The sequence below is a fragment of the Phenylobacterium sp. genome (genome assembly GCF_044371015.1).
Lineage (GTDB): Bacteria > Pseudomonadota > Alphaproteobacteria > Caulobacterales > Caulobacteraceae > Phenylobacterium.
In genome coordinates this window covers 1-20,873 of sequence record NZ_JBILUK010000017.1, presented here as the reverse complement: position 1 = coordinate 20,873, position 20,873 = coordinate 1, and the positions used below count along the sequence as shown (strand labels likewise).

The window sequence follows — 20,873 nt, the reverse complement described above, 5'->3', positions numbered from 1 at the left end:
AGCGGAGCGCCGGGACCCAGTCGCAGGGTCCCGGGAGGCTGGGTCCCGGATCGGCCTTCCGGCCGTCCGGGATGACTTTCTTGAGTTGTAGAATAGCGAGAGCATGCGCCCCACCTTCATCAATGTCGGCGAACGGACCAACGTCACCGGCTCGGCCAAGTTCCGGAAGCTGATCGCCGAGGGGGCCTATCCCGAGGCGCTGTCGGTCGCGCGCCAGCAGGTGGACGCAGGCGCATCGATCATCGACGTCAATATGGACGAGGGCCTTCTGGACTCCGTCCACGCCATGAGGACGTTCCTGAACCTCATCGCCGCCGAGCCGGATATCGCCCGCGTGCCGGTGATGATCGACAGCTCCAAGTGGGAGGTGATCGAGGCGGGCCTGAAGTGCGTCCAGGGCAAGGCGATCGTCAACTCGATCTCGATGAAGGAGGGCGAGGCCAGGTTCATCGAACAGGCCCGCGCCTGCCTGCGCTACGGCGCCGCCGTGGTGGTCATGGCCTTCGACGAGGTGGGTCAGGCCGACACGGCCGACCGCAAGGTTGAGATCTGCGTCCGGGCCTACAAGATCCTGACGAAGCAGGTGGGCTTCCCGCCGGAAGACATCATCTTCGATCCCAACATCTTCGCCGTCGCCACCGGTATCGAAGAACACGACAACTACGCGGTCGACTTCATCGAGGCCGCGCGGCGGATCAAGGCGGAGTGCCCGCACGCCCGCATCTCCGGCGGGGTGTCCAACGTCAGCTTCTCGTTCCGCGGCAACGAGCCGGTTCGCCGCGCGATCCACGGGGTGTTCCTCTACCACGCCATCGCCGCCGGAATGGACATGGGCATCGTCAACGCCGGCGACCTGCCGGTCTATGACGACATCCCGGCCGAGCTGCGCGAGGCGGTCGAGGATGTGATTCTCAACCGGCCGCAGCGGGACCCGGCGGTCTCCAACACCGAGCGGCTGGTGGAGCTGGCGCCGAAGTACAAGGGCGGCAAGTCGGAGGCCAAGGGACCGGACCTGAGCTGGCGCCAGGGCGATGTGGGCCAGCGGATCACCCACGCCCTGGTCCATGGCCTGACCGACTTCATCGAGGCCGACACCGAAGAGGCGCGGGCCGCCGCCGAGCGGCCGCTGCATGTCATCGAAGGCCCGTTGATGGACGGCATGAACGTGGTCGGCGACCTGTTCGGCGCGGGCAAGATGTTCCTGCCTCAGGTGGTCAAGTCGGCCCGGGTGATGAAGCAGGCCGTGGCCTATCTCGAACCCTTCATGGAGGCCGAGAAGGCCGGCAAGCCCCGCGAACAGGCGGGCCGGATCCTGATGGCGACCGTCAAGGGCGACGTCCACGACATCGGCAAGAACATCGTCGGCGTGGTCCTGCAGTGCAACAACTACGAGGTCATCGACCTGGGCGTGATGGTTCCGGCCGACCGCATCCTGGACGAAGCCAAGGCGCACAATGTGGATATCGTCGGGCTATCGGGCCTGATCACGCCCAGCCTGGACGAGATGGTGTTCGTGGCCTCGGAGATGGAGCGGCGGGGCTTCAACATCCCTCTGCTGATCGGCGGGGCAACCACCTCGAAGACCCATACGGCGGTGAAGATCGCCCAGCGCTATCCCTCGGGATCGACCACCTATGTGCTGGACGCCAGCCGGGCGGTGGGCGTGGTCTCCAATCTGCTCTCGCCCACCGAGAAGGCGCGGTTTCTGGCCGAGACGGCGGCCGACTATGACAAGGTGCGCGAGCAGTTCGCGCGCGGCCAAGGCGCACGTTCGCGGCTCTCGCTGGCGGAGGCGCGGGCCAATGCGCCCAAGATCGACTGGAGCGCCTATCAGCCGCCCAGGCCGAGCTTCCTCGGGACCCGCACCTTCGCGCCCTATGACCTGCCCGAGCTGCGCCGCCATATCGACTGGACGCCGTTCTTCTCCAGCTGGGAGCTGGCCGGCCGCTATCCCGACATCCTGACCGACGACGTGGTCGGCGAGGCCGCCACCGATCTCTTCGCCGACGCCCAGCGCATGCTGGACCGCATCCTGCAGGAGGGCCTGCTGGAGGCGCGCGGCGTGGTCGGCTTCTGGCCTGCGCAGGCGGATGGCGATGACGTTGTGCTCTATGCCGACGAGGCGCGGGCTGAAGAGATCGCGCGGCTGCACACCCTGCGCCAGCAGATGCCCAAATCGGGCGACGGGGCCAACATGGCGCTCGCCGACTTCGTGGCGCCGATCGGCGGACCTGCCGACTTTATGGGCGGCTTCGCGGTCACCGCCGGGCATGGGGAGCTGGAGCTGGCGAAGAGGTTCAAGGACGCCGGCGACGACTATTCGGCGATCCTCGCCACCTCGCTGGCCGACCGTCTGGCCGAGGCCTTCGCCGAGGCGCTGCACCGGCGGGTGCGCACCGAGCTCTGGGGCTATGCGCCCGAAGAGCCCTTCGACATCGACGCCCTGGTGGCCGAGCGCTATCGCGGCATCCGCCCGGCGCCGGGTTATCCCGCCCAGCCCGACCACACCGAGAAGTCGACGCTGTTCCGCCTGCTGGATGCGCCGGCCGCCGCCGGCATGGAACTGACCGAGAGCCTGGCCATGAACCCGCCGGCCTCGGTCAGCGGCCTCTACTTGGCCCATCCGGAGGCGCACTATTTCGGCGTCGGTCGGATCGAGAAAGACCAGGTCGAGGACTATGCGCGGCGCAAGGGCTGGACATTGGCTGAGGCGGAGCGCTGGCTGGCTCCGATCCTGAGCTACGAGCCCACGCCATGACCGAACCCGATTCCCAGGAGGCCGCCCAGGCGGCTGCAAAGACCGAGGCCCGAAACAAGCTGATCGGCCGCCTGATGATCGTCGCGCTCGGCCTGCTGCTGGCGGCCTATTTCGTGCCGAGCTTCTTCTAGCGACGCCGACGCCCCGGCCCCGTTCATCCCGGCGCACGTCGGGACCCATGGGGTTTTGGGGATTGTTGCGTCTGTCGCCGAGCCCCCCAACCCTACGGCCTGTCATCAACGTGTCGCCGCTCGGCGCCAGCTTCCGCCTCGAACCTGGGGAGGCGAGCATGCGAATCTGGTGGATGGGCGTGGCGGCGGCGGTGGCCCTTGTCGGGGCGGCGACGGCGCATGAGGGCAAGCACGACGCCCGGCGGATGGTGTTTCCGGCGGCGGTCAGCGGCGGCAAGATCCTGGCGGTGGACCTCCACACCCACAGCGTGTTTTCCGACGGCGAAGTATGGCCGACAATCCGCGTCGAGGAGGCCCGCCGCGACGGGCTGGCGGCTATGGCCGTGACCGAGCACATCGAGTACCAGCCCCACGCCGCCGACATTCCCCACCCGGACCGCAACCGATCGTTCAACCTGGCCCGCGAGGCCGCCAAGGACGACCTGTTGATCATCGCCGGGGCCGAGATCACCCGCGACATGCCGCCTGGCCATATCAACGCGGTGTTCATCACCGACGCCAACGCGCTTCGTCGTGACAATGTCGAGGAGTCGGTGCGCACGGCCAACGCTCAGGGCGGCTTCGTGTTCTGGAACCATCCCTACTGGCATCGCCAGGCGCCTGACGGCGTGGCTCGGCTGATGCCTCTGCATCAGCGGCTGATCGCCAACAAGCAGATGCACGGCATCGAAGTGGCCAATGGAGCCGACTACTCGGAGTCGGCCTTCCGCATCGCGTTGGACAACAACCTGGCGATCATCGGTACCTCGGATATCCACGGCCTGATCGACTGGGACTACGACATTCCCCGCGGCCATCGGACGGTCACCCTCGTTGTGGCGCCCGACAGCTCGGCGGCCTCAATCCGGGCCGCACTCCAGGCCAACCGCACAGTCGCCTGGTATCGCGACAGCCTGATCGGCCGCCCGCCGATGGTGGAGGAGGTGGTCCGCTCGACGCTGACGCTCACGGCGGGCGACGTGGTGGAGAAGTCCAAGGTTCTGGCGGTGACGCTAAAGAACGCCTCGCCCGTTCGCTACACTGTGCGGCTGCGCTCGCCGCAGGCCTTCTACAACGCCGCCGACATCGTGACGGTCTCGCCCTATGGCGAGACCAAGCTGGAAGTGACCGGCGGGGTCACGCCGCAGACCCTGGCGCTGGAGCTGGAGGTGCTGAACACGCTGGTGGCGCCGCGTCAGCCGCTGTCGTTGACGCTCCGGCCCGCAGCCCGCTGATCGGCTGTCCGCGCCGCGTCCCGCAACTGCGCTACGATCAGGGCGACGGTGTTGGCGATGACGTCGGGGATGCGGTCGAGCGGCAGGCCGTGGTCGTGCAGCGGCCAGGAGGCGTCTGCGCCGGAGAGGCTGAGCAGCATGGCGGTGGCGTCGGCCGTCGCGTCCGGGGGGGCGCCGATGGCGGCGACGGCGGCGCGGACGGCGTCGAGCCGCTGGGCGCGGCGACGGCGGCGCACCTCTTGCCAGACGCCTTCGCGCATTGAGATCCGGCGCGAGATCGGGTGCTTGAGCGCCATGGCGTGGATGTCGCGGAAGTAGCGCGGCAGATCGTCCGGGCCTGACGCCATCACCACACCGTCGGGGTAGAGCTTCCGGTCGAGCCAGTCGCCCAGCGCCAGGATCTGGCTCTCCTCGTTGGGGAAATGGACATAGACCGTGCGCAGGCTGACCCCGGCCCGTCTCGCGGCGTCGGCGGGCGAGGGGCGGTCGAAGTCGGACCCCGACATCTGTTCGGCGAAGGCGTTCAGGATCGCCTCGCGGGTCGCCGCCGCCTGGGCCTCGCGTTTGGGACTGACGTAGCTTCGCCGCGCCGTCACGATTGGAGCCGTCATGCCGGGGGCAGGAACTCGATGCCGTGGGCCTCGCCGACCCGAACGATCCCGGCGATGTCGGGCGGGTTCATCTCGACCTCGCCGGAGACCTGGCGGAAGAATTTCGAGGCGTTGCCCTTGGTGACGATGGTCAGGAACTCGGCGTCCTCGACCGTGTGGTAGCTGTGAGGGGTATTGGCCGGCACGTGGGCGAAGCCGCCGGGGCCAAGGCGCCGGGTCTGTCCGTCGACGGTGACGTCGAGCAGGCCCTTGGTGACGACGTAGATCTCTTCCCAGGCATGGCGGTGGGTCGGCGGGCCGCCGCCGGTGGGGCCGCTGGTGTCGAAGATCTCGACGGATGAGCCCATGTCGTTGGTGAGCAGCGGCGCCAGGGTCTCGCCCAGGACGTAGAAGCTTTCTCGGTCGGCGGCCGGCATCGGCGATCTCCCTGAATTTCGCTGCGCATTCGTGCAATGAAAATTCAATGACATTGGATGCAGGTCTTTGCAACCATTATCTTGGTGACGGACGTCACCGCATCCGGAGTCCCGCGACGGCGCTCAACCGCCCCCAGCTGCGCCGGAGCCGGTCGGCGCCGGGCTCCGGCGGGCGCCCAAGATCAGGATCGGCCGCCCAGCGGGCTTCGAGGGCATCGGCTTCGGCCCAGCAGGCGGCGATGGCGGCGTCGAGGCCGCCGTTGACGAGCGCCGCATCGACTCGGGTCTGGAAACCGGCCTCCAGCCTGTCGCGCTCGGCGGAAATGCGGGTCACTGCGGCGGGAATGTCGCCGCGGAGCTGGCGTCGATGCCGCGCCTCATGCCGCCACCAGCGCGTCTCGGGGTCGAACCGGTCGGTCGGCTTGGGCCCCAAAGGCGGTGCAGCCGCGTCCAGCACCACCGGCTTGAAGATCGACAGGCACGGCGCCGAACTCGCCGTCACCCAGTGGACGGTTCCGCCCGGCCGGATCTCGCTGACCAGCGACGCCACCGACTGGCTGCGGCGAGGGCCGTGGGCGGCGTGCATGCAGATCGTGCGGCCCTGGGTGTTGGCCGGCGACCAGTCGGGCGCCTCGCCATGGTCGCGGAGGATGGCGCGCAGGTGGGCGGGCGTGAGATTCGGTGCGTTGCGATCCAGCAGCGACTGGCCGCGCGCGCAGCGCCCGCGCCCGAAACTCACCGCGTCGCGCACCGGATCAATGAGGCGCGCGGCGGGGTCAAAGCGGCCCTCTGGGTCGGTCCAGCCCTCAGCCCGGGCGTGAGCCGCGAGCGACGGGCTGATCCGGTGGGCGTCCGCGCCGATGGAATAGGCGTTGGAGAGCGCGCGCGCGCCGCGCACCCGCTCGACCGTCCACCAGCGGCCGCAGGTCTCCAGCACAAAGGCCTCGGTCGCATCGGCGACGATGAACCCGTTGTGATAGTAGAACCGCCCCAGGTGGCCGCAGTCGCCACCCTGGCCGTGGGTCTCCAGCAGCTCGATCATCACGTCGACCGCCTCGGCGGCGGTGGCGCCGCGCTCCAGGCCCAGGCGCACCAGATCCATGCCTGTCAGCGCGCGCCGACGAGGGGCGGGAACCGTGGCGTGCAGCGCCTCGTTGCCGATCACCACGCCCTGGTCGTTGGCCCCCATCTCGGCGCCCCACATCCAGAACGGGCGCGACAGCAGGCAGGCGTGGGTTCGCGCGGCCTCGGGGATGGTGATGTAGGTGCAGGCGAGGTGCGCGCCGGGCGACGCGGAGCGCGCAGGCGACAGCTCCAGCACCTGAGCCTCGTTCCGCTCGCGGTCGCTGTTCTTGGCGAACAGCGCTGCGCCGCGAGCGGTGGCGGCGGGCAGGGCGCAGAGGGTGTCGCACATGGGACGCCTAGCCCTTCCGGAAATAGGCGTGGACCCGCTGGGCCAGGGCCTCGCTCACCCCATCCACCTTGGCGAGGTCCTCCACGCTGGCGCGGGCGACGCCGGTGGCGCTGCCGAAGGCGTGCAGCAGGGCGCGCTTGCGGCCGGGGCCGACGCCGTCGATCTCGTCCAGCGGGTTCTTGACCATGGCCGCGGCGCGCTTGGCGCGGTGGCTGCCGATGGCGAAGCGGTGGGCCTCGTCGCGCAGGCGTTGGAGGTAGTAGAGCACCGGGCTCTTGGGCTCGAGCATGAAGTAGGGCTTGCCGGGAATGTAGAACCGCTCGAGACCGGCGTCGCGGTCGGGCCCCTTGGCGACGCCGACCACCGGGATGTCGTCGACGCCGAGCTCGGCCATCAGTTCGACCACCACGCCCACCTGGCCCTGGCCGCCATCGATCAGAACGAGATCGGGCCGGGCGATATCGGGCAGCCCCTCTTCCTCTTCCTTCACCAGCCGGCCGAAGCGGCGGGTCAGCACCTCCTTCATCATGCCGAAGTCGTCGCCGGGGGTGAGGTCCGTCCCCCGGATGTTGAACTTGCGGTACTGGTTCTTCTGGAAGCCCTCGGGCCCGGCCACGATCATGCCGCCGATCGCGTTGGTCCCCATGATGTGGGAGTTGTCGTAGACCTCGATCCGTTCCGGCGGGGCGTCGAGGCCGAAGGCCTCCGCCACGCCGGCCAACAGCTTGGACTGGGCCGAGCCCTCCGCCATGCGGCGGCCCAGCGCTTCGCGGGCGTTGGTGAGCGCATGCTCGACCAGCTGCCGCTTCTCGCCCCGTTGGGGGCGGGCGATCTCGACCTTGCGGCCGGACGTCTGTGCGAAGGCCTCCGCGAGCAGTTCGTCTTCGCTCGGCATGACGTTCACCAGGATCAGCCTGGGGATCGGCTTGCCCTCGTAGAACTGGCCCAGGAAGGCGGCCATAACCTCGGCGTCGCCATCGGTCTTGTCGATGCGGGGGAAGTAGGCCCGGTTGCCCCAGTTCTGGCCAGCGCGGAAGAAGAACACCTGCACGCAGGCCTGGCCGCCCTCGGCGTGCAGCGCGAAGACGTCGGCCTCTTCCAGCGTCTCCGGATTGATCCGGGTTTCCTGCGCCACCGAGGCCAGCGCGCGGATGCGGTCGCGCAGGGCGGCGGCGGTCTCGAAGGCCATGTCGTCGGAGGCCGCCTGCATGGCGTCGGACATCCGGCGCATCACCTCGCGCGACTTGCCGCGCAGGAAATCCTCGGCCTCCTCAACCAGCCGGGCGTAGTCGGCCAGCGAGATCAAGCCGGTGCAGGGCGCCGAGCAGCGCTTGATCTGGTGCAGCATGCAGGGACGCGTGCGGCTCTCGTAGACGCTGTCGGAGCACGACCGGAGCAGGAACGCCTTCTGCAGCGTGTTGAGCGTCTTGTTGACGGCGCCGGCGCTGGCGAAGGGGCCAAAATAGTCGCCCTTGATGGTGTGGGCGCCGCGGTGCTTGCGAAGCTGCGCGGCCGGATGCTCGCGGCGGATGACGATTTCGGGGAAGCTCTTGTCGTCGCGCAGCAGCACGTTGAAGCGCGGCTTGAGCTGCTTGATCAGGTTGATCTCAAGCAGCAGGGCGTCGGTCTCGGTGCGGGTGGTGACGAACTCCATCGAGCGCGTCAGATCCACCATCAGGGCGATCCGCTGGGTGTGGAAGCGGCCCTGGGCGTACTGCACGACGCGCTTCTTCAGGCTCCGCGCCTTGCCGACGTAGAGCACCTCCCCGCCTTCGCCCATCATGCGGTAGACCCCCGGCCGGTCCGGCAAGCGGCGCACCTCGTCCTTGATCAGCTGGGCGCCGGTGAGCGCGGGGGCTTCGGTCATGGGGCGGATATAGGCGGAGTCCGGTGGAAGGCGGAGAGGGTGTTGTTGAGTTGGGAAAGGAATTTCCTTACATTCCGCCCATGATCACCAGCCGCATCACCAGCAAGTCGCAGACGACGCTTCCGCGCGCGGTTCGAAGCGCGCTGGGCCTGCGCCCGGGCGATACGGTGGCCTATCAGATCGACGGAGATCGCGCCGTTCTGGTGCGCCAGCGCGCGGAGCCCTCCGACGACCCATTCAAGACGTTCCGAGAGTGGGATTCCGAGGCGGACCGGAAGGCCTACGCCGATCTTTGAGCCGGGCGATATCGTCAAGGCGCCCTTTCCTTACACGGATCGGGCGACCCGGCAGCGCCGGCCAGTTCTGGTGCTCGCGGCGGGAGACCTTCAAGCGAACCATGGTCTGGTCTGGGTGCTGATGATCACCAGCGCCGCCAACCGGGGCTGGCCAGGAGACGTGGACTTCGACCATCAAGCGGCAGGCCTGTCGGCAGAATCCGTCGTCCGGACCGCAAAGATCGCGACGGTGGATGCAACTGATCTCGAACCCATGGGTCGACTGCCGAACGGTCCCTGGGCTGAAGTGCAGTCTCGGATCGCATCGATTCTGTCGGACTAGATATTCACCACACCCCGGGCGCTGACCTCCGCGCCTACCCCCGCTCATTCCGGCGAAGGCCGGAATCCAGATTGAGCCGATCGGAGGTGGGTTCAGGAAGCTCCGCGTGTGTCCCATCCAACTCCCAGGGCTGGAGCGGCGCGACCGCATAGGCCGCTTGCGTCGCGGCGCGATCAACTGCGTATCGCCACTGCCCCAGGCTCTCCATGGCCCCCGGATCACACGGCCGCCGCCGCCGGACGACGTCGTTGCCGCATCCTAGAACTTCACCGCGCCGCTGGTGATCCGCTCATACACCGACTTGGTGATCTTGATGTAGCCGCGCTTGGGATCGCGGAACCATAGCGGGTGCTTGGTGCGGGACGGGTCGAAGCCCTCCGAGACCAGGTCAACCTTGCGCAGCTTCATCGTGCCGGTGGTGTCGAGGTCGGGCAGGATGCGGAGGAACAGCGGCTGGGCGTAGGTGGGCAGTTCCTGGGCCACGTAGTCACCGAACGCCTTGGGGTCGAAGGGCGCATCCAGAACCAGGCCCGCCATGCCCGCGCGGCCGTCGGCGCCCGGAACCTCGACGCCGTAGACATTGGCCATGGCCACGCCCGGGCCGCCGCCCAGGCGCTCGGCCACCTCGGTGGTGGAGACGTTCTCGCCCTTCCAGCGGAAGGTGTCGCCGATCCGGTCGATGAAATAGAAATAACCGTCGGCGTCCATCTTCATCAGGTCGCCGGTCGAGAACCACGCGTCGCCGCGCTCGGCCACGTCGCGCAGGATCTTTTTCTCGGTCGCCGCCTTGTCGTGATAGCCGGAATAGTCGGTCCGGGCGTCGCCGCTGATTTTGCCGATGCACTGGCCGACCTGGCCCGGGCCGCACTCGATGCAAAGGCCGTCCGTTCCGCGGATAACGGTCTCGGTCTCGACGTCGAACTGAACGAGACGGATGTTGAGCTGCTTGCGCAGCCACTTGGGCGCGCGCCCGATGGCGCCCTCGCGGCCGTCGAAGTTGAACATCGCCACATTGCCTTCGGTGGCGCCGTAGAACTCCAGGATCTCCGGGATGCCGAACCGTCGCTTGAGCTCGGGCCAGACGTCCGGGCGCAGGCCGTTGCCGAAGGCCATGCGGATCTTGTGACGCCGGTCATCCTCGCCGGGCGGATGGTTGACCAGATAGCGGCAGAGCTCGCCGATATAGACGAACATGGTGCAGCCCTCGGCGATCACGTCGCCCCAGAACTGACTGGCGGAGAACCGGCGCTTGAGGACGATCGAGCCGCCGTTGAGCAGCGCCGAGCCCACCGCGCAGAAGCCGCCCGTCGCGTGGTAGAGCGGCAGCGCCACGTAGATCCGGTCCGTCGGCCTGGCGCCCGTCGCGCCGGCGAAGGCGCGCAGATAGAGTTGGGCCCGGGTGTGGGGAATCTTGGCCGCCTTGGGGAGGCCGGTTGTGCCCGAGGTGTAGATCAGCAGCGCGGTCTCGGAGGCGGTCATGCCTTCCCGCACGGAGCGATCCGGCGGCAGCTGGCTGCAGCTCTTCAGCGCCTGGACCAGATCCCGCTGGTCCCCGTGCGCGGGGCCCAGCACCCACTGCTGCAGCGGTCGCTCGACGAGCCCCTTGGCGGCCTCGAAGACCGGCGATGTTTCACTGTCGACGATGATGTGATTGGCGCCGGAGATGTTCAGGCAATGGGCCAGCGGCGCCCCCGCCAGCTGGTTGTTGATCAGGGCGGTGACCACGCCGACCTTGGAGAGCCCGTACCAGACGGCGATGAACTCTGTCCGGTTGGGCATGAACAGAGCCACCGCCTGGCCGCGCCGCAGGCCCGCGTTCTTGGCCCAGTGGGCGTAGCGGTTGGCCATGGCGTCGAACTCGCCATAGGTCAGCGTCTTGCCTTCGAAGGTGATGGCCGGGCGATCCCGCCAGCGCTCCACCGCCGCCTGCAGGTCATCACAGATCAGGTTGGGGCTGTCCCGCTCGATGGTCTTCACGCGCTTAAGAACGCGATTCAGTCCCTGCCAGAACCGCCAGTCCCGCTCGAGCCGTGCGCGCCAACGCATGATCACCTCCGGCTGTGACCTTGGCGAGCGCCGCCGTGGGTGGTCAAGCGGTTCGGTGGAGGACGTCCAATCCGCTTGGCCACGCTGCGTCACCGCCTGTAAGGAGCCGCCATGAGCCAGACCGCACCGGAAGGCCCGCTCGCCGGGCTCGTCGTCATCGAGATGGGCACGCTGATCGCCGGGCCGTTCTGCGGCCAGATCCTGGGCGACTTCGGCGCCGAGGTGATCAAGATCGAGGACCCCAAGGTTGGCGACCCGATGCGCCAGTGGGGCCGCAGCCTGCCCAAGGGGCTCTCGCCCTGGTGGCCGGTGATCGGGCGCAACAAAAAGTCGGTCGGCCTCGACCTGCGCAAGCCGGAGGGCCAGGCGCTGGCCAAGACCCTGATCGCCAAGGCCGACGTGGTGATCGAGAACTTCCGGCCGGGCGCCATGGAAAAGTGGGGCCTGGGCTATGATGTACTCTCAAAGGACAATCCCGGCCTGATCATGGCCCGCATCTCGGGCTTCGGGCAGACCGGCCCTTACAGCCAGCGCGCTGGCTACGGCCTGATCGGCGAGGCGATGGGCGGCCTGCGCTATGTAACCGGCGAGCCGGACCGGCCGCCGGCCCGGGCCGGCATCTCGATCGGCGACAGCCTGGCCGCGATGCACGCCGTGATGGGCGTCACCATGGCGCTGCATCACCGCAGCCAGACCGGCAAGGGCCAGGTGATCGACGCCGCGCTCTATGAAAGCGTGCTGGGCGTGATGGAAAACCTGATCACCGAGTACGACATCACCGGCTATGTGCGTGAACGCTCGGGTTCGGTGCTGCCGGGGATCGCGCCCTCCAACGCCTATCCGTGCGCCAATGGCGAGATGATCCTGATCGGCGGCAATGGCGACAATGTCTATGCCCGCCTGACCGAGGCCATGGGTCGGCCGGATCTCAAGACCGATCCGAAGTTCGTCGACCACGCCAGCCGGGGCGTGAATCAGACCGAGCTCGACGAGATCATCGCCGCCTGGACCGCGACCCATGATCTGGGCGATCTGCTGGCCAAGCTGGAGGGTCATGGCGTGCCGTCGAGCCGGGTCTATCGCGCGCCCGACATGCTGGAGGATCCCCAGTTCGCCGCCCGGGATGCGATCGTGACCGTGAACCACGGCGTGTTCGGGCCGATCCGGATGCAGAACGCCTTCCCCAAGCTCTCGGCGACGCCGGGGCGGGTGCGCTGGCCGGGACCGGCGCTGGGCGAGCACACCGAGGCGGTGCTGGCGGAGCGCGGCGGCTGCACCCCGGATCGGATCGCCGCCCTGCGGGCCTCCGGTGTGATCTGATGTCGCATCCTTTGCGGCCAGGCCCGGAAGGACCTATGTAGCGGACACGCGCCGGACTCCCCGCCGGCCCAAGACGCCCGGAGACGATCATGCCCCCCAAGACCACCGCCGAGACCGCTGAAGCCGCCGGCGAGGCCGCCGTTCGTATCGCCGAAGCCACCCACAAGGCGATCGCCGACGCTCAGAAGGCGCTGGCTGAGAACGCCAAGCAGTTCGAAGCCACCCTCAAGCAGGGCGTGGACCAACTTCGCTCGCAGAGCCGCGTCTATGCCGACGCAGCCGGCGAGCATCTCGACGAGGCCGCCCGCGTGGCCAGCGATCAGATCCGCGCCCGACCGCTGGCCTCAGCCGGCGTTGCGCTGGGCGTCGGCGTGCTGATCGGCATGCTGCTCGCGTCGCGCCGTTGAACCTGAAGCGCCTCCTGGGCCTCGCCGCCGCCCTGGCCGCCATCGCCGTTGCGGCGGGCGTGTGCGTCATCGCCATGGCTGCGACCTTGTTCGCCCTGGTGAAACCTGGGCTCGGCGAGGCGGGCGCGGCGGCGGTTGTGGCGCTGGTCTGCGCCGCGCTGGCGGTTCTGATCGCCGTCATCGCGCTGCGCAAGGCTTCGCCGCCCAGGCCCCGTCCCGGGGCCGCGCCGGAACCTGCGTCGCCGACCGAGCGCATTGTGGCTCTGGCGCGTCAGCATCCGGTGCTGGCGGCCGGCGCGGGCGTCGTGGCGCTGGTGATCCTGGCGCGGAACCCGGCCATCGTTTCCGCAGCGGTGACAGCCCTGGCCACGGGACGCGGGCCCAAGCCCCGTCGCTGAACTCAATCTAGGAAGATCGCGGGACCAGCACCCGGCAGACGTCGGGTACGTAGCGGGCCTCCGCGACATCGTGCAGCCGCACGCTCTCGCCATCGAGCAGGGCCGGAATCTCCCTTGCCGACCAGACCCGCGCGACCTGACAGGTGCGATGGTCGACCGAAGGGTCGCTCCGCCACTTGTGGCCCAGCGCCGCCATCCCCAGCCGCAGCGCCTCACCCACGCCATAGACATCCACCGCCGCGGCCTCGAGGGCCGGGGTCTCGGAGTCGACGGCGGCCGAGGCGATAGGGCACATCAGGATCAAGGCCTCGGCCTTTTCCCGCCCGCCGCCGTCCAGGGTGTAGCGGAGGCGCCCGGTGAAGGCGCGGTTGATCGCCCGCCGCGCCCGCTGCCACGCCAGGGCCAGATTGCGCCGTCGCGCCGCCTCCCGCGCCGGGGCCCAAAGCGCGGGCGACCCGAGGATCGCCGCGACCAGAAAGCGGCGGCCGTCCACCTCGCCGCCGCCCAGGGTGCGCGTCTCGCCGTCGGCCAGGATATCGGCGAGCGCCGCCTGCCAGGGTCGGGCGCCATAGATGGCGTGGGGGAGCATGTTCATGGTGCCGCCGGCCAGGGGGGCAAGGACCGGGCCGTTCGGCCCCGCCAGCTCGGCCGCCGCCCGCGCGGTGCCGTCGCCGGCCAGCACCACCAGCAGATCCGGCGCGGCGTCGATCGCTGAACGAAGCGCGGCCTCCAGGCTTTCGGGGTCAGGTGCGCGAATCCGCGCATCGATCCCATGCTCGGCGAAAATCGCCGCAAGCTCGGCCGGCGCGCCGGGCCCGACGCTGCCCGCCGCCAGATTGGCGACGACCTCGACGCGCCGGAGCCTGGGCCTGGCGGGGGTCTTGGATGTGGCAAGCTCGGTCAGGCGCCGTTCCTCCGTGGCGCTGCGCCTATAGGCTGAGCCGTGCGGCAAAGGAATGGCGGGTCGCGGAGGCGGCCGACCGGCAGGGGACCGGCCGTGTGTCGGGGGGCGTCGCCGCCTCCGCGTTCAAGACAACGCGCAAGGCCCACGCCGGTTCCGATCTCCGCCGTCCCGTCAGAACTTCGCCTTGACCTCCACGCCGAGCGTCCGCGGATCATTCACGAAGCCGGTCAGGTTGTTGAAGTCGATGCCGCCTTCCAGGCTGCGGTCGTTGGTGATGTTGCGACCGAAGGCCGCCACCTCCCAGGCTTCGTCAGGCGCGCGGTAGCCGACCCGCAGACCGCCTTCCAGCAGCTTGGCGTCGTTGAACTCCGCGGACTCGTAGAGGAAGAAGTTGACCTTCGAGCGATAGGCCCAGTCGCTGAACACGAACACCGAGCCCTCGCCCACCGGCCAGGAGTAGCCCGCCGTGACGCTGGCGATCCAACGCGGGGCGTTGGGCAGGCTGTTGCCGTCGATCCGCACCGTTCCGGCGATCGGTCCGACCGGATCGCGCACCGTGCAGCCGGCGCCGCAGGGCTGGGTGAACAGCCCGGAATCATTGATTTCGGTGTGGTTGTAGGAGAGGCCCGCAGTCAGCAGAAGGCGGTCGACAGGCTCGGCCTCGGCGTTGAATTCGAAGCCGTATCCGGTCGCCTTGTCGGCGTTGAGCAGACGGTTGAAGTTGGCGCCGCCGCCGACGGCGGTGATCTGCAGGTCGTTGGCGCGATAGTAGAACACGGCCGCGTCGAAGCGCGCGCGCAGTTCCGGCAGTTTGCCCTTGAAGCCCGCCTCGTAGGACATCACGGTTTCCTTGCCAGCGACCGAGAGCCCGTCGCCGAACACCACACGGCCCTGGATCGAGGGCGCACGGTACCCGCGGGCGACACGGGCGTAGGCGTTCAGCGAGTCGCTGGCCGCATAGGTGGCGCTGACATTGAAGCTGAGGTCGCTGGAGTCCGGGCTGGTCCGCAGGATGGGCGTGTTCGGCGCGCCGAAGGGCGAGCGCGTGCGCTGGGCCAGGAAGTCCTTGTTGTCATCGGAGAAGCGGACGCCGCCAGCCAGCTTCAGCTGGTCCGACACGTCGTAATCGAGATTGGCGAACACCGCCCAGCTCTCGGTCTTCTGGTTCTGATAGGAGAAGCCATCGATCGCGCCGCCCGCCAGAGTGTTGAAGCTGTAGCTGTCGATCTTGATACTCTCATTGAAGTAGTAGACGCCAAGGGTGTAGCCCAACGGCCCATTGTCGCCGGCGAGCCGGATCTCCTGGGTCCACTGGCCGTGGAACGGCACGGCGTCTGCGCTCTCCGAGGGGAAGGGGATGAAGCCCGGCCCGAACGGCGGAGCGAATGACGCCCCGAAACCGCCGTCGACATCGGTCCGGGAATAGGCGTCGAAGCGTTCATAGGCGGTGATCGAGGTGAGCTCGGGCAGGCCTTCGCCGAAGTCGTAGGTGAGCTTCAGATTGGCGCCGGAGGACTCGATCTTCTGGATCGCGCGGCTCTGGGCGTCATGGGAAATCACGTCCCGCTTAAAGCCCGGGACGAAGTTGTTGGTTCCTCGCTGAATGATGTTGGCGCGGAAGATCCGCGGCGTGCCGTCGAGGTGCTGGTAGTGCAGGTTCAGCAACGCGCTGAACTGGGCGTTGGGCGTGTAGAGGAGCTGCCCGCGCAGGGCCATCTGATCGTAGCCCTCGGCGTCGTTCTTGTCCCCGCCGCGGGTGTTGTCCACCCAGTCGCTGCGGCGCTGATAGAGGCCGGAGAGGCGCCCGGAGAGCACATCGGCGATGATCGGACCGGAGACGGCGCCCTCCAGGTTCACCGTCGAGAACGTGGCGTAGGAGGCGCGGCCATAGCCTTCGAAGGAGTTGGTGGGCTTCGCGCTTTCGAACTTCAGAACCCCGGCCGGCGTGTTGCGGCCGAACAGCGTGCCCTGCGGCCCGCGCAGGACCTCCACCCGGTCGATGTCGAACAGCGGAAAGCTCTTCAGCAGCGGGTTCTCCAGCACCACCTCGTCATAGATGAACGACACCGGCTGCGAGGCGTTGATGTCGAAGTCGGTGTTGCCGAGCCCGCGGATGTAGGGGCGCGGGAAGACGCGGCCGAAGCTCGACTCCAGCGTCAGGCTGGGGACCCGAGCCGAAAGCACGCGAATGTCGCCCCCGGACGAGAGTATGGCGCCGAGCTTCTCGCCGCTGACCGCCGTGAGCGCCAGGGGCACGTCATTGATCGCCTCGGCCTTCTTCTGCGCGGTGACGATCACTTCGCCGATCTCGGTGGCCGAGGTCTGCGCCTGGGCGGGGAGGGCGGCGAGAACGGCGACACTGCAGCCGGCGGCGAGAAGAACACGCAAGGTCATTTTGGCTCCACGGAATCGGGGGGGGCGGGAGGGCTGGTCCCAGTGGCGACAGAGCTACAACGGAACGCGCCGCGGCGAAGGGACCAAGCGCGGCTGTCACAATTCCGATGCGGAACGTTGTTGCGGTGCAACACACGCGGACGCCGGGGCAACCCGCCGTCCCGTTTCAGGCCGCCTGGGCGTCCGTCGACCGGGGGTGGAAGAACAGCGCCTGACCGATGGCGGCCTTCACGGTCTCCGGCTGGAACGGCTTGGTGATCAGGAAGGTGGGTTCGGGTCGTTCGCCGGTCAGCAGGCGTTCGGGAAAGGCGGTGATGAAGATCACCGGCGCGTCGACCTCCGCCAGGATGTCCCGCACCGCATCGATGCCAGAGGAGCCGTCGGCGAGCTGGATGTCGGCCAGCACGAGGCCCGGCGCCTCCCGCGAACTGATCGCCACGGCCTGTGTGCGGGTGGCGGCGACGTCGATCACCCGATGGCCAAGTTCAGCCACCAGGGCCTCGATGTCGGCGGCGATCACCGGCTCGTCCTCGATGATCAGCACGCTGGTGGCCAGCTCGGCGTCGATCTCGACCTGCGCCTGGGCGATGAGGGACTCCACCGTCTCGAAGGTCTCGTCGAGGATCTGGCTGGCCTCGCTGGGGGTGAAGCCCTCGAGCGCGGTGAGCAGGAAGGCCTGTCGCGAACGCGGGGCGATGCGCATCAGGCGCCGTGTCGCGGCGTCCGCCGCCATGGAGCCCGGCGCCTCGCCGGTCACCCGCCAGACCGACTGGAACACGTGGTAGAGGGCCACCCGGGGCGTCATGTTGTCGGCCAGCGCCCGCTCGCCGGCCGCCAGCGCCTCAAGCGCCAGACGGACATGATGGTCGCCTTGCGCCTGGTCTCCCGTGAGCGCGCGAGCGTAGCGCCGGACGAACGGCAGATGCGGTGACAGGCGGGCCAGCAGACTCAAGAGCGCACCCCATCGAATGCGCGATCCACTGCGGACCGCACCCCAACACCATATCAAACGCCGGCTCCATGGAACCGGTTCCCTGTTTCGGGTGTTTTCTTCATCCTGACCGGACGAATTCCGGTGGCGCCGGGAACCGGATGGGGGGTGCATGCGTTGAGCGGCGACGAGCCACCGAACGGGGAGGGCACGCCCGCCATGCGGGACGCCCACGACATCATCGAGCCCAAGGCGCTGGACGAGGCGCGGCTGCGCCAGCAGGCCATCGGCGTGCGCCTGCGCCAGATGTTCGACGCGGTCGTCAACGAGGACGTGCCGGAAGAATTCCTGGATATCCTCAAGCGCGCCGACGAGCGCGGATCCGAGGCGTCCGGATGACGGTGGCCGAAGACGAGGCGCGTTTTCGACAGGACCTCGTCCGATTGATCCCGCACCTGCGCGCCTTCGCCCGCAGCCTGTGCGGCGACGCCACTGCGGCCGACGATCTGGCGCAGGACGCGATGCTTAAGGCCTGGGACGCGCGGGCCAGCTTTCAAACCGGCACCAACATGAAGGCCTGGGCGTTCATGATTCTGCGCAACCAGTTCTATTCCGACCGTCGCCGCAGTTGGCGCCAGAGCCAGCTCGATCCCGAAACCGCCGAACGAACCCTGGTGGCGGTCGACGACCCGGCGGCCCCTGTGGCGCTGGATGAACTGCGACTGGGTCTGGCCATGCTGCCGCCCGAACAGCGGGAGGCCATCATTCTGGTTGGCGCCGGCGGCTTTGCCTATGAGGAGGCCGCCGAGATCTGCGGCTGCGCCGTAGGCACGGTGAAGAGCCGGGTCAGCCGTGCGCGGCGGGCGCTGCAGACCATCCTTGAGCAGGGGACCTATCGGCGCGACGGCGCGGCGGCCGGCGACGCCATGCGATCCATCCTGGCGGACGCCGAGCGCCTCAGCACGGTGCGCTGACCCTTGCCAGGGGGCCGTTGAGAGGGCTGGGATACGCCGATGGCCCGCCTGAGCTGGACGCCGCTGACCACCATCCGGATCCGCCTGGTGACCGCGCTCGCCGCGGCGCTGTTGCCGGTGCTGGCGCTGGGGGTTCTACAGTCGGCGATCGCCTTCCAGCGCGAGGGGCGGGTCCTGCGGGAGAACCTGGGCTTCGCCGCCGAGCGCAGCGCCGCCATAGCCCGCGCGCGGGTGGAGAGCGCCGAGGTTCTGCTGGAGACGCTGGCGCCGGGCGCCGTCGGCTTCCAGTGCGCCCAGCGGCTGGCGACCGTGGCGAGACGCACGCCGGGCTATCTCAACCTGGTGCGGTTCGACCGGCTGGGGCGCGTGGTCTGCGCCTCGGGCGCGACGCCGCCCGATCCCGATCGGGCGCAACGGGCCTGGTTCCAGGCGCTGGCCCAGGGCGAGCGCTTCACCCTCACCCGGGAGCCCGGACTGGTCTATGCCGCCGAGCCTTCGGTGCTGACGGCGGCCCGCGCCACCGACTTCGAAGGCGCCTTCGACGGCGCGTTCGTGGCCGTCATCGCGTTGTCCAGCCTGCAGCCGCGGGCCGGCGATCCGACATTGCCGCGCGGCGCCGAGGTGGCGCTGGTCGACGGCGCCGGGCGCTACATCACAACCACGGCGCGCGGGGCGTTTCCCGCTCTGCCGCCGGACTGGGCCGCGCGGATCGCGGCGCGGGGTACGCTGGTCTGGTACGGGCCGGACGGCCAGAACCGGCGGCGCGTCTACACAGCCGCGCCGGTGGTGGGCGACGACGTCATCGTGGTGCTCTCGGCGCCGTCGCCGGGCCTGCTGTCCTGGGCGCGGCTCAATCCGCTGAGCGGGGTGGCGTTTCCGCTGCTGACGTTCCTCTTCGCGCTGGTGGCGGTGTCCGTGGTGGTGGAGCGCGTGGTGACCCGCTGGGTGCTCTACCTACGGCGCATCGCCTCGCTCTACGGGCGTGGGCGCCTCAGCGTGCGGCCGGTGCGCGCAGAGGAGATGCCGCCGGAGCTGCGCGATCTGGCGGTGACGCTGGAGGACATGGCCGACGCCATCGTGGCCCGCGACGCCGCCCTGCGCGACAGTCTGGCGCAGAAGGACGCGCTGATGCGCGAGATCCACCACCGGGTGAAAAACAACCTGCAGGTCATCTCCAGCCTGCTGAACCTGCAGCAGCGGGCGCTGGCCGACGCGGCCGCCCGCACGGCCATGGGCGATATGCGCCGGCGGGTCAGCGCGCTGGGTCTGATCTATCGCGCGCTCTATCAGGGGCCGGACATCAAGAAGGTCGACCTGGCGCCGTTCCTCGAGGAGCTGACCGCGCAACTGGTGAACGGCGAGCTCGCCCGCGGCGCGGCCGTGCGGACCGAGGTCTCGGTCGACCCCTTGGTGATCGATCCGGATCGTCTGGCGCCGCTGGCCCTGTTCGCGGTGGAGGCCATCGCCAACGCCCTGGCTCATGGCCTGGAGTCGGGCGGCGTCCTTCGGCTCGGCTTCCATGTGGGGGAGACCGAGGCGGTCCTGGAGGTCTCCGACGATGGCGGGATGATCGGCGGAGAACTGCCGCCGCCAGGCGTGGGACGCACCCTGATGGCCGCCTTCGCGCGCCAACTCCGCGGCCGGGCCGAGGTGGTGGTCAACGCGGGCGGTGGTGTGACCGCGACCCTGACCTTCCCGGCGCCGCGGCCGGTTGCCGGGCCGGGTGTCGAGGGCCAACGCCCACAGCGCGTCAGGCCGCGCGTCGCGCGGGGGCCTCCGCGTCGCACAGGACGCCCAGATCGGCGCGAAGAAGCTTGAGGCGAGCATCCGCCATGGCCATGGCGGGGTCCAGCACGAGCAGGCCGCCGGGCGCCACGGCCTCGGCCAGTCGGGCCCGCGCCGTCTCGGCCGCCTCCGGCGTCATCCGCCCGAGCGCCGAGCGGCAGAACACCGCGTCGAAGCGACCGAACACGATGTTCGGATCGTGCAGATTGACGCGGCGCCAACGGATGCGGGCGCGCAGCCGCGCGGTGACCGCGAACGCCTCGCCGCGGTTCTCGAAGTGGCGAACCAGACGCCGGGCCGAGAGCCCGCGCTGCACCTCATAGGCCGAATAGACGCCGGCCTGCGCGAGCTCCAGCGCACGCTCGGAAAGGTCCGACGCATAGATCTCGACCTGGTTGTCGAGTCCCGCCGTCTCGGCCAGCGCCATGGCGAGCGAATAGACCTCCTGGCCGGTTCCGCAGTCGGCCACCCAGAGCCGCAGGGGGCCGTCGCTGTGGACCGGCTTGAGGGCCGGCAGCCCTTCGCGCGTCAGCCAGTCGAACAGCTGGGGCCCGCAGAAGAACCCCGAAGGGGCCGGCATCATGGCTTCGACGACGACCCAGGCCAGTCGCGGGTCGGGCGCCAG

20 protein-coding genes are annotated in these 20,873 nt (G+C 69.1%); 11 read left to right on the top strand and 9 right to left on the bottom strand.

Features of this window, described 5'->3' with window-relative positions:
- Nucleotides 1-103 precede the first annotated feature (103 nt).
- From metH to ACIQ3R_RS02945, 3 genes are all read left to right on the top strand, one after another.
- Complete coding sequence (gene metH, locus ACIQ3R_RS02955) at nt 104-2,758, top strand: methionine synthase (RefSeq protein WP_397414907.1); 2,655 nt, start codon at nt 104-106, stop codon at nt 2,756-2,758.
- Complete coding sequence (locus ACIQ3R_RS02950; RefSeq protein ID WP_397414905.1) at nt 2,755-2,889, top strand: hypothetical protein; 135 nt, start codon at nt 2,755-2,757, stop codon at nt 2,887-2,889. The genes metH and ACIQ3R_RS02950 overlap by 4 nt, the downstream gene beginning before the upstream one ends.
- 158 nt (nt 2,890-3,047) lie before the next feature.
- Complete coding sequence (locus ACIQ3R_RS02945) at nt 3,048-4,163, top strand: Sb-PDE family phosphodiesterase (RefSeq protein ID WP_397414903.1); 1,116 nt, start codon at nt 3,048-3,050, stop codon at nt 4,161-4,163.
- On the opposite strand, the gene ACIQ3R_RS02940 is transcribed toward ACIQ3R_RS02945, so the two are convergent.
- From ACIQ3R_RS02940 to uvrC, 4 genes are all read right to left on the bottom strand, one after another.
- Nucleotides 4,124-4,774 (bottom strand): TetR/AcrR family transcriptional regulator, encoded by a 651-nt coding sequence (locus tag ACIQ3R_RS02940; protein WP_397414900.1) that lies wholly within the window; start codon nt 4,772-4,774, stop codon nt 4,124-4,126. The two genes, ACIQ3R_RS02945 and ACIQ3R_RS02940, sit on opposite strands and share 40 nt — an antisense overlap.
- The gene (locus ACIQ3R_RS02935; protein ID WP_397414897.1) at nt 4,771-5,190 is read right to left on the bottom strand and encodes a cupin domain-containing protein; all 420 of its coding nucleotides are present in this window, start codon (nt 5,188-5,190) and stop codon (nt 4,771-4,773) included. The genes ACIQ3R_RS02940 and ACIQ3R_RS02935 overlap by 4 nt, the downstream gene beginning before the upstream one ends.
- Before the next feature lie 94 nt (nt 5,191-5,284).
- Nucleotides 5,285-6,604: a hypothetical protein gene (locus ACIQ3R_RS02930; RefSeq protein WP_397414895.1), complete on the bottom strand. Its 1,320-nt coding sequence runs from the start codon at nt 6,602-6,604 to the stop codon at nt 5,285-5,287.
- 7 nt (nt 6,605-6,611) lie between these two features.
- On the bottom strand, nt 6,612-8,471 hold the full coding sequence (gene uvrC / locus ACIQ3R_RS02925) for an excinuclease ABC subunit UvrC (RefSeq protein ID WP_397414892.1): 1,860 nt from the start codon (nt 8,469-8,471) through the stop codon (nt 6,612-6,614).
- A gap of 50 nt (nt 8,472-8,521) precedes the next feature.
- Between uvrC and ACIQ3R_RS02920 the strand changes: the two genes are divergently transcribed.
- Nucleotides 8,522-8,767: an AbrB/MazE/SpoVT family DNA-binding domain-containing protein gene (locus tag ACIQ3R_RS02920; RefSeq protein ID WP_397414890.1), complete on the top strand. Its 246-nt coding sequence runs from the start codon at nt 8,522-8,524 to the stop codon at nt 8,765-8,767.
- Nucleotides 8,661-9,089: a type II toxin-antitoxin system PemK/MazF family toxin gene (locus ACIQ3R_RS02915; RefSeq protein WP_397414924.1), complete on the top strand. Its 429-nt coding sequence runs from the start codon at nt 8,661-8,663 to the stop codon at nt 9,087-9,089. The genes ACIQ3R_RS02920 and ACIQ3R_RS02915 overlap by 107 nt, the downstream gene beginning before the upstream one ends.
- A 258-nt stretch (nt 9,090-9,347) precedes the next feature.
- Here ACIQ3R_RS02915 and ACIQ3R_RS02910 read toward each other — a convergent pair whose 3' ends face one another.
- Nucleotides 9,348-11,135, bottom strand: a complete 1,788-nt coding sequence (locus ACIQ3R_RS02910; protein WP_397414888.1) for a long-chain-acyl-CoA synthetase — start codon at nt 11,133-11,135, stop codon at nt 9,348-9,350.
- A 111-nt stretch (nt 11,136-11,246) separates the two neighbouring features.
- Between ACIQ3R_RS02910 and ACIQ3R_RS02905 the strand changes: the two genes are divergently transcribed.
- The 3 genes from ACIQ3R_RS02905 (at nt 11,247) to ACIQ3R_RS02895 (ending at nt 13,260) form a co-directional block, all read left to right on the top strand.
- Nucleotides 11,247-12,455 carry a CaiB/BaiF CoA transferase family protein gene (locus ACIQ3R_RS02905; RefSeq protein WP_397414885.1) on the top strand — a complete coding sequence of 403 codons (1,209 nt, stop codon included), beginning with the start codon at nt 11,247-11,249 and terminating at the stop codon, nt 12,453-12,455.
- Between the two features lie 89 nt (nt 12,456-12,544).
- Nucleotides 12,545-12,862 carry a hypothetical protein gene (locus tag ACIQ3R_RS02900; RefSeq protein ID WP_397414883.1) on the top strand — a complete coding sequence of 106 codons (318 nt, stop codon included), beginning with the start codon at nt 12,545-12,547 and terminating at the stop codon, nt 12,860-12,862.
- Nucleotides 12,859-13,260, top strand: a complete 402-nt coding sequence (locus ACIQ3R_RS02895) for a hypothetical protein (RefSeq protein ID WP_397414880.1) — start codon at nt 12,859-12,861, stop codon at nt 13,258-13,260. Before ACIQ3R_RS02900 ends, ACIQ3R_RS02895 begins: the two co-directional genes overlap by 4 nt.
- Nucleotides 13,261-13,267: 7 nt before the next feature.
- Here the strand turns inward: ACIQ3R_RS02895 and ACIQ3R_RS02890 are convergent, their stop codons facing one another.
- The 3 genes from ACIQ3R_RS02890 to ACIQ3R_RS02880 all read right to left on the bottom strand — a co-directional run bounded on the left by ACIQ3R_RS02890 (nt 13,268) and on the right by ACIQ3R_RS02880 (nt 17,510).
- Nucleotides 13,268-14,212: a diacylglycerol/lipid kinase family protein gene (locus tag ACIQ3R_RS02890; protein ID WP_397414878.1), complete on the bottom strand. Its 945-nt coding sequence runs from the start codon at nt 14,210-14,212 to the stop codon at nt 13,268-13,270.
- 123 nt (nt 14,213-14,335) lie between these two features.
- The gene (locus tag ACIQ3R_RS02885) at nt 14,336-16,552 is read right to left on the bottom strand and encodes a TonB-dependent receptor (RefSeq protein WP_397414875.1); all 2,217 of its coding nucleotides are present in this window, start codon (nt 16,550-16,552) and stop codon (nt 14,336-14,338) included.
- A 172-nt stretch (nt 16,553-16,724) separates the two neighbouring features.
- Entirely contained in the window at nt 16,725-17,510 is a 786-nt protein-coding gene (locus ACIQ3R_RS02880; RefSeq protein ID WP_397414872.1) for a response regulator, read from the bottom strand.
- Between the two features lie 198 nt (nt 17,511-17,708).
- On the opposite strand from ACIQ3R_RS02880, the gene ACIQ3R_RS02875 reads away from it, so the two are divergent.
- Genes ACIQ3R_RS02875 through ACIQ3R_RS02865 form a run of 3 tightly spaced genes read left to right on the top strand, consistent with a single transcriptional unit; the run spans nt 17,709 to nt 20,281 of the window.
- Nucleotides 17,709-17,888 (top strand): NepR family anti-sigma factor, encoded by a 180-nt coding sequence (locus ACIQ3R_RS02875; protein ID WP_397414869.1) that lies wholly within the window; start codon nt 17,709-17,711, stop codon nt 17,886-17,888.
- Nucleotides 17,885-18,463: a sigma-70 family RNA polymerase sigma factor gene (locus ACIQ3R_RS02870; RefSeq protein WP_397414867.1), complete on the top strand. Its 579-nt coding sequence runs from the start codon at nt 17,885-17,887 to the stop codon at nt 18,461-18,463. The genes ACIQ3R_RS02875 and ACIQ3R_RS02870 overlap by 4 nt, the downstream gene beginning before the upstream one ends.
- Before the next feature lie 39 nt (nt 18,464-18,502).
- The gene (locus tag ACIQ3R_RS02865) at nt 18,503-20,281 is read left to right on the top strand and encodes a sensor histidine kinase (RefSeq protein WP_397414864.1); all 1,779 of its coding nucleotides are present in this window, start codon (nt 18,503-18,505) and stop codon (nt 20,279-20,281) included.
- Here the strand turns inward: ACIQ3R_RS02865 and ACIQ3R_RS02860 are convergent.
- On the bottom strand, nt 20,214-20,873 hold a 660-nt coding region (locus ACIQ3R_RS02860), incomplete at its 5' end, for a CheR family methyltransferase (RefSeq protein WP_397414861.1). The genes ACIQ3R_RS02865 and ACIQ3R_RS02860 overlap by 68 nt on opposite strands.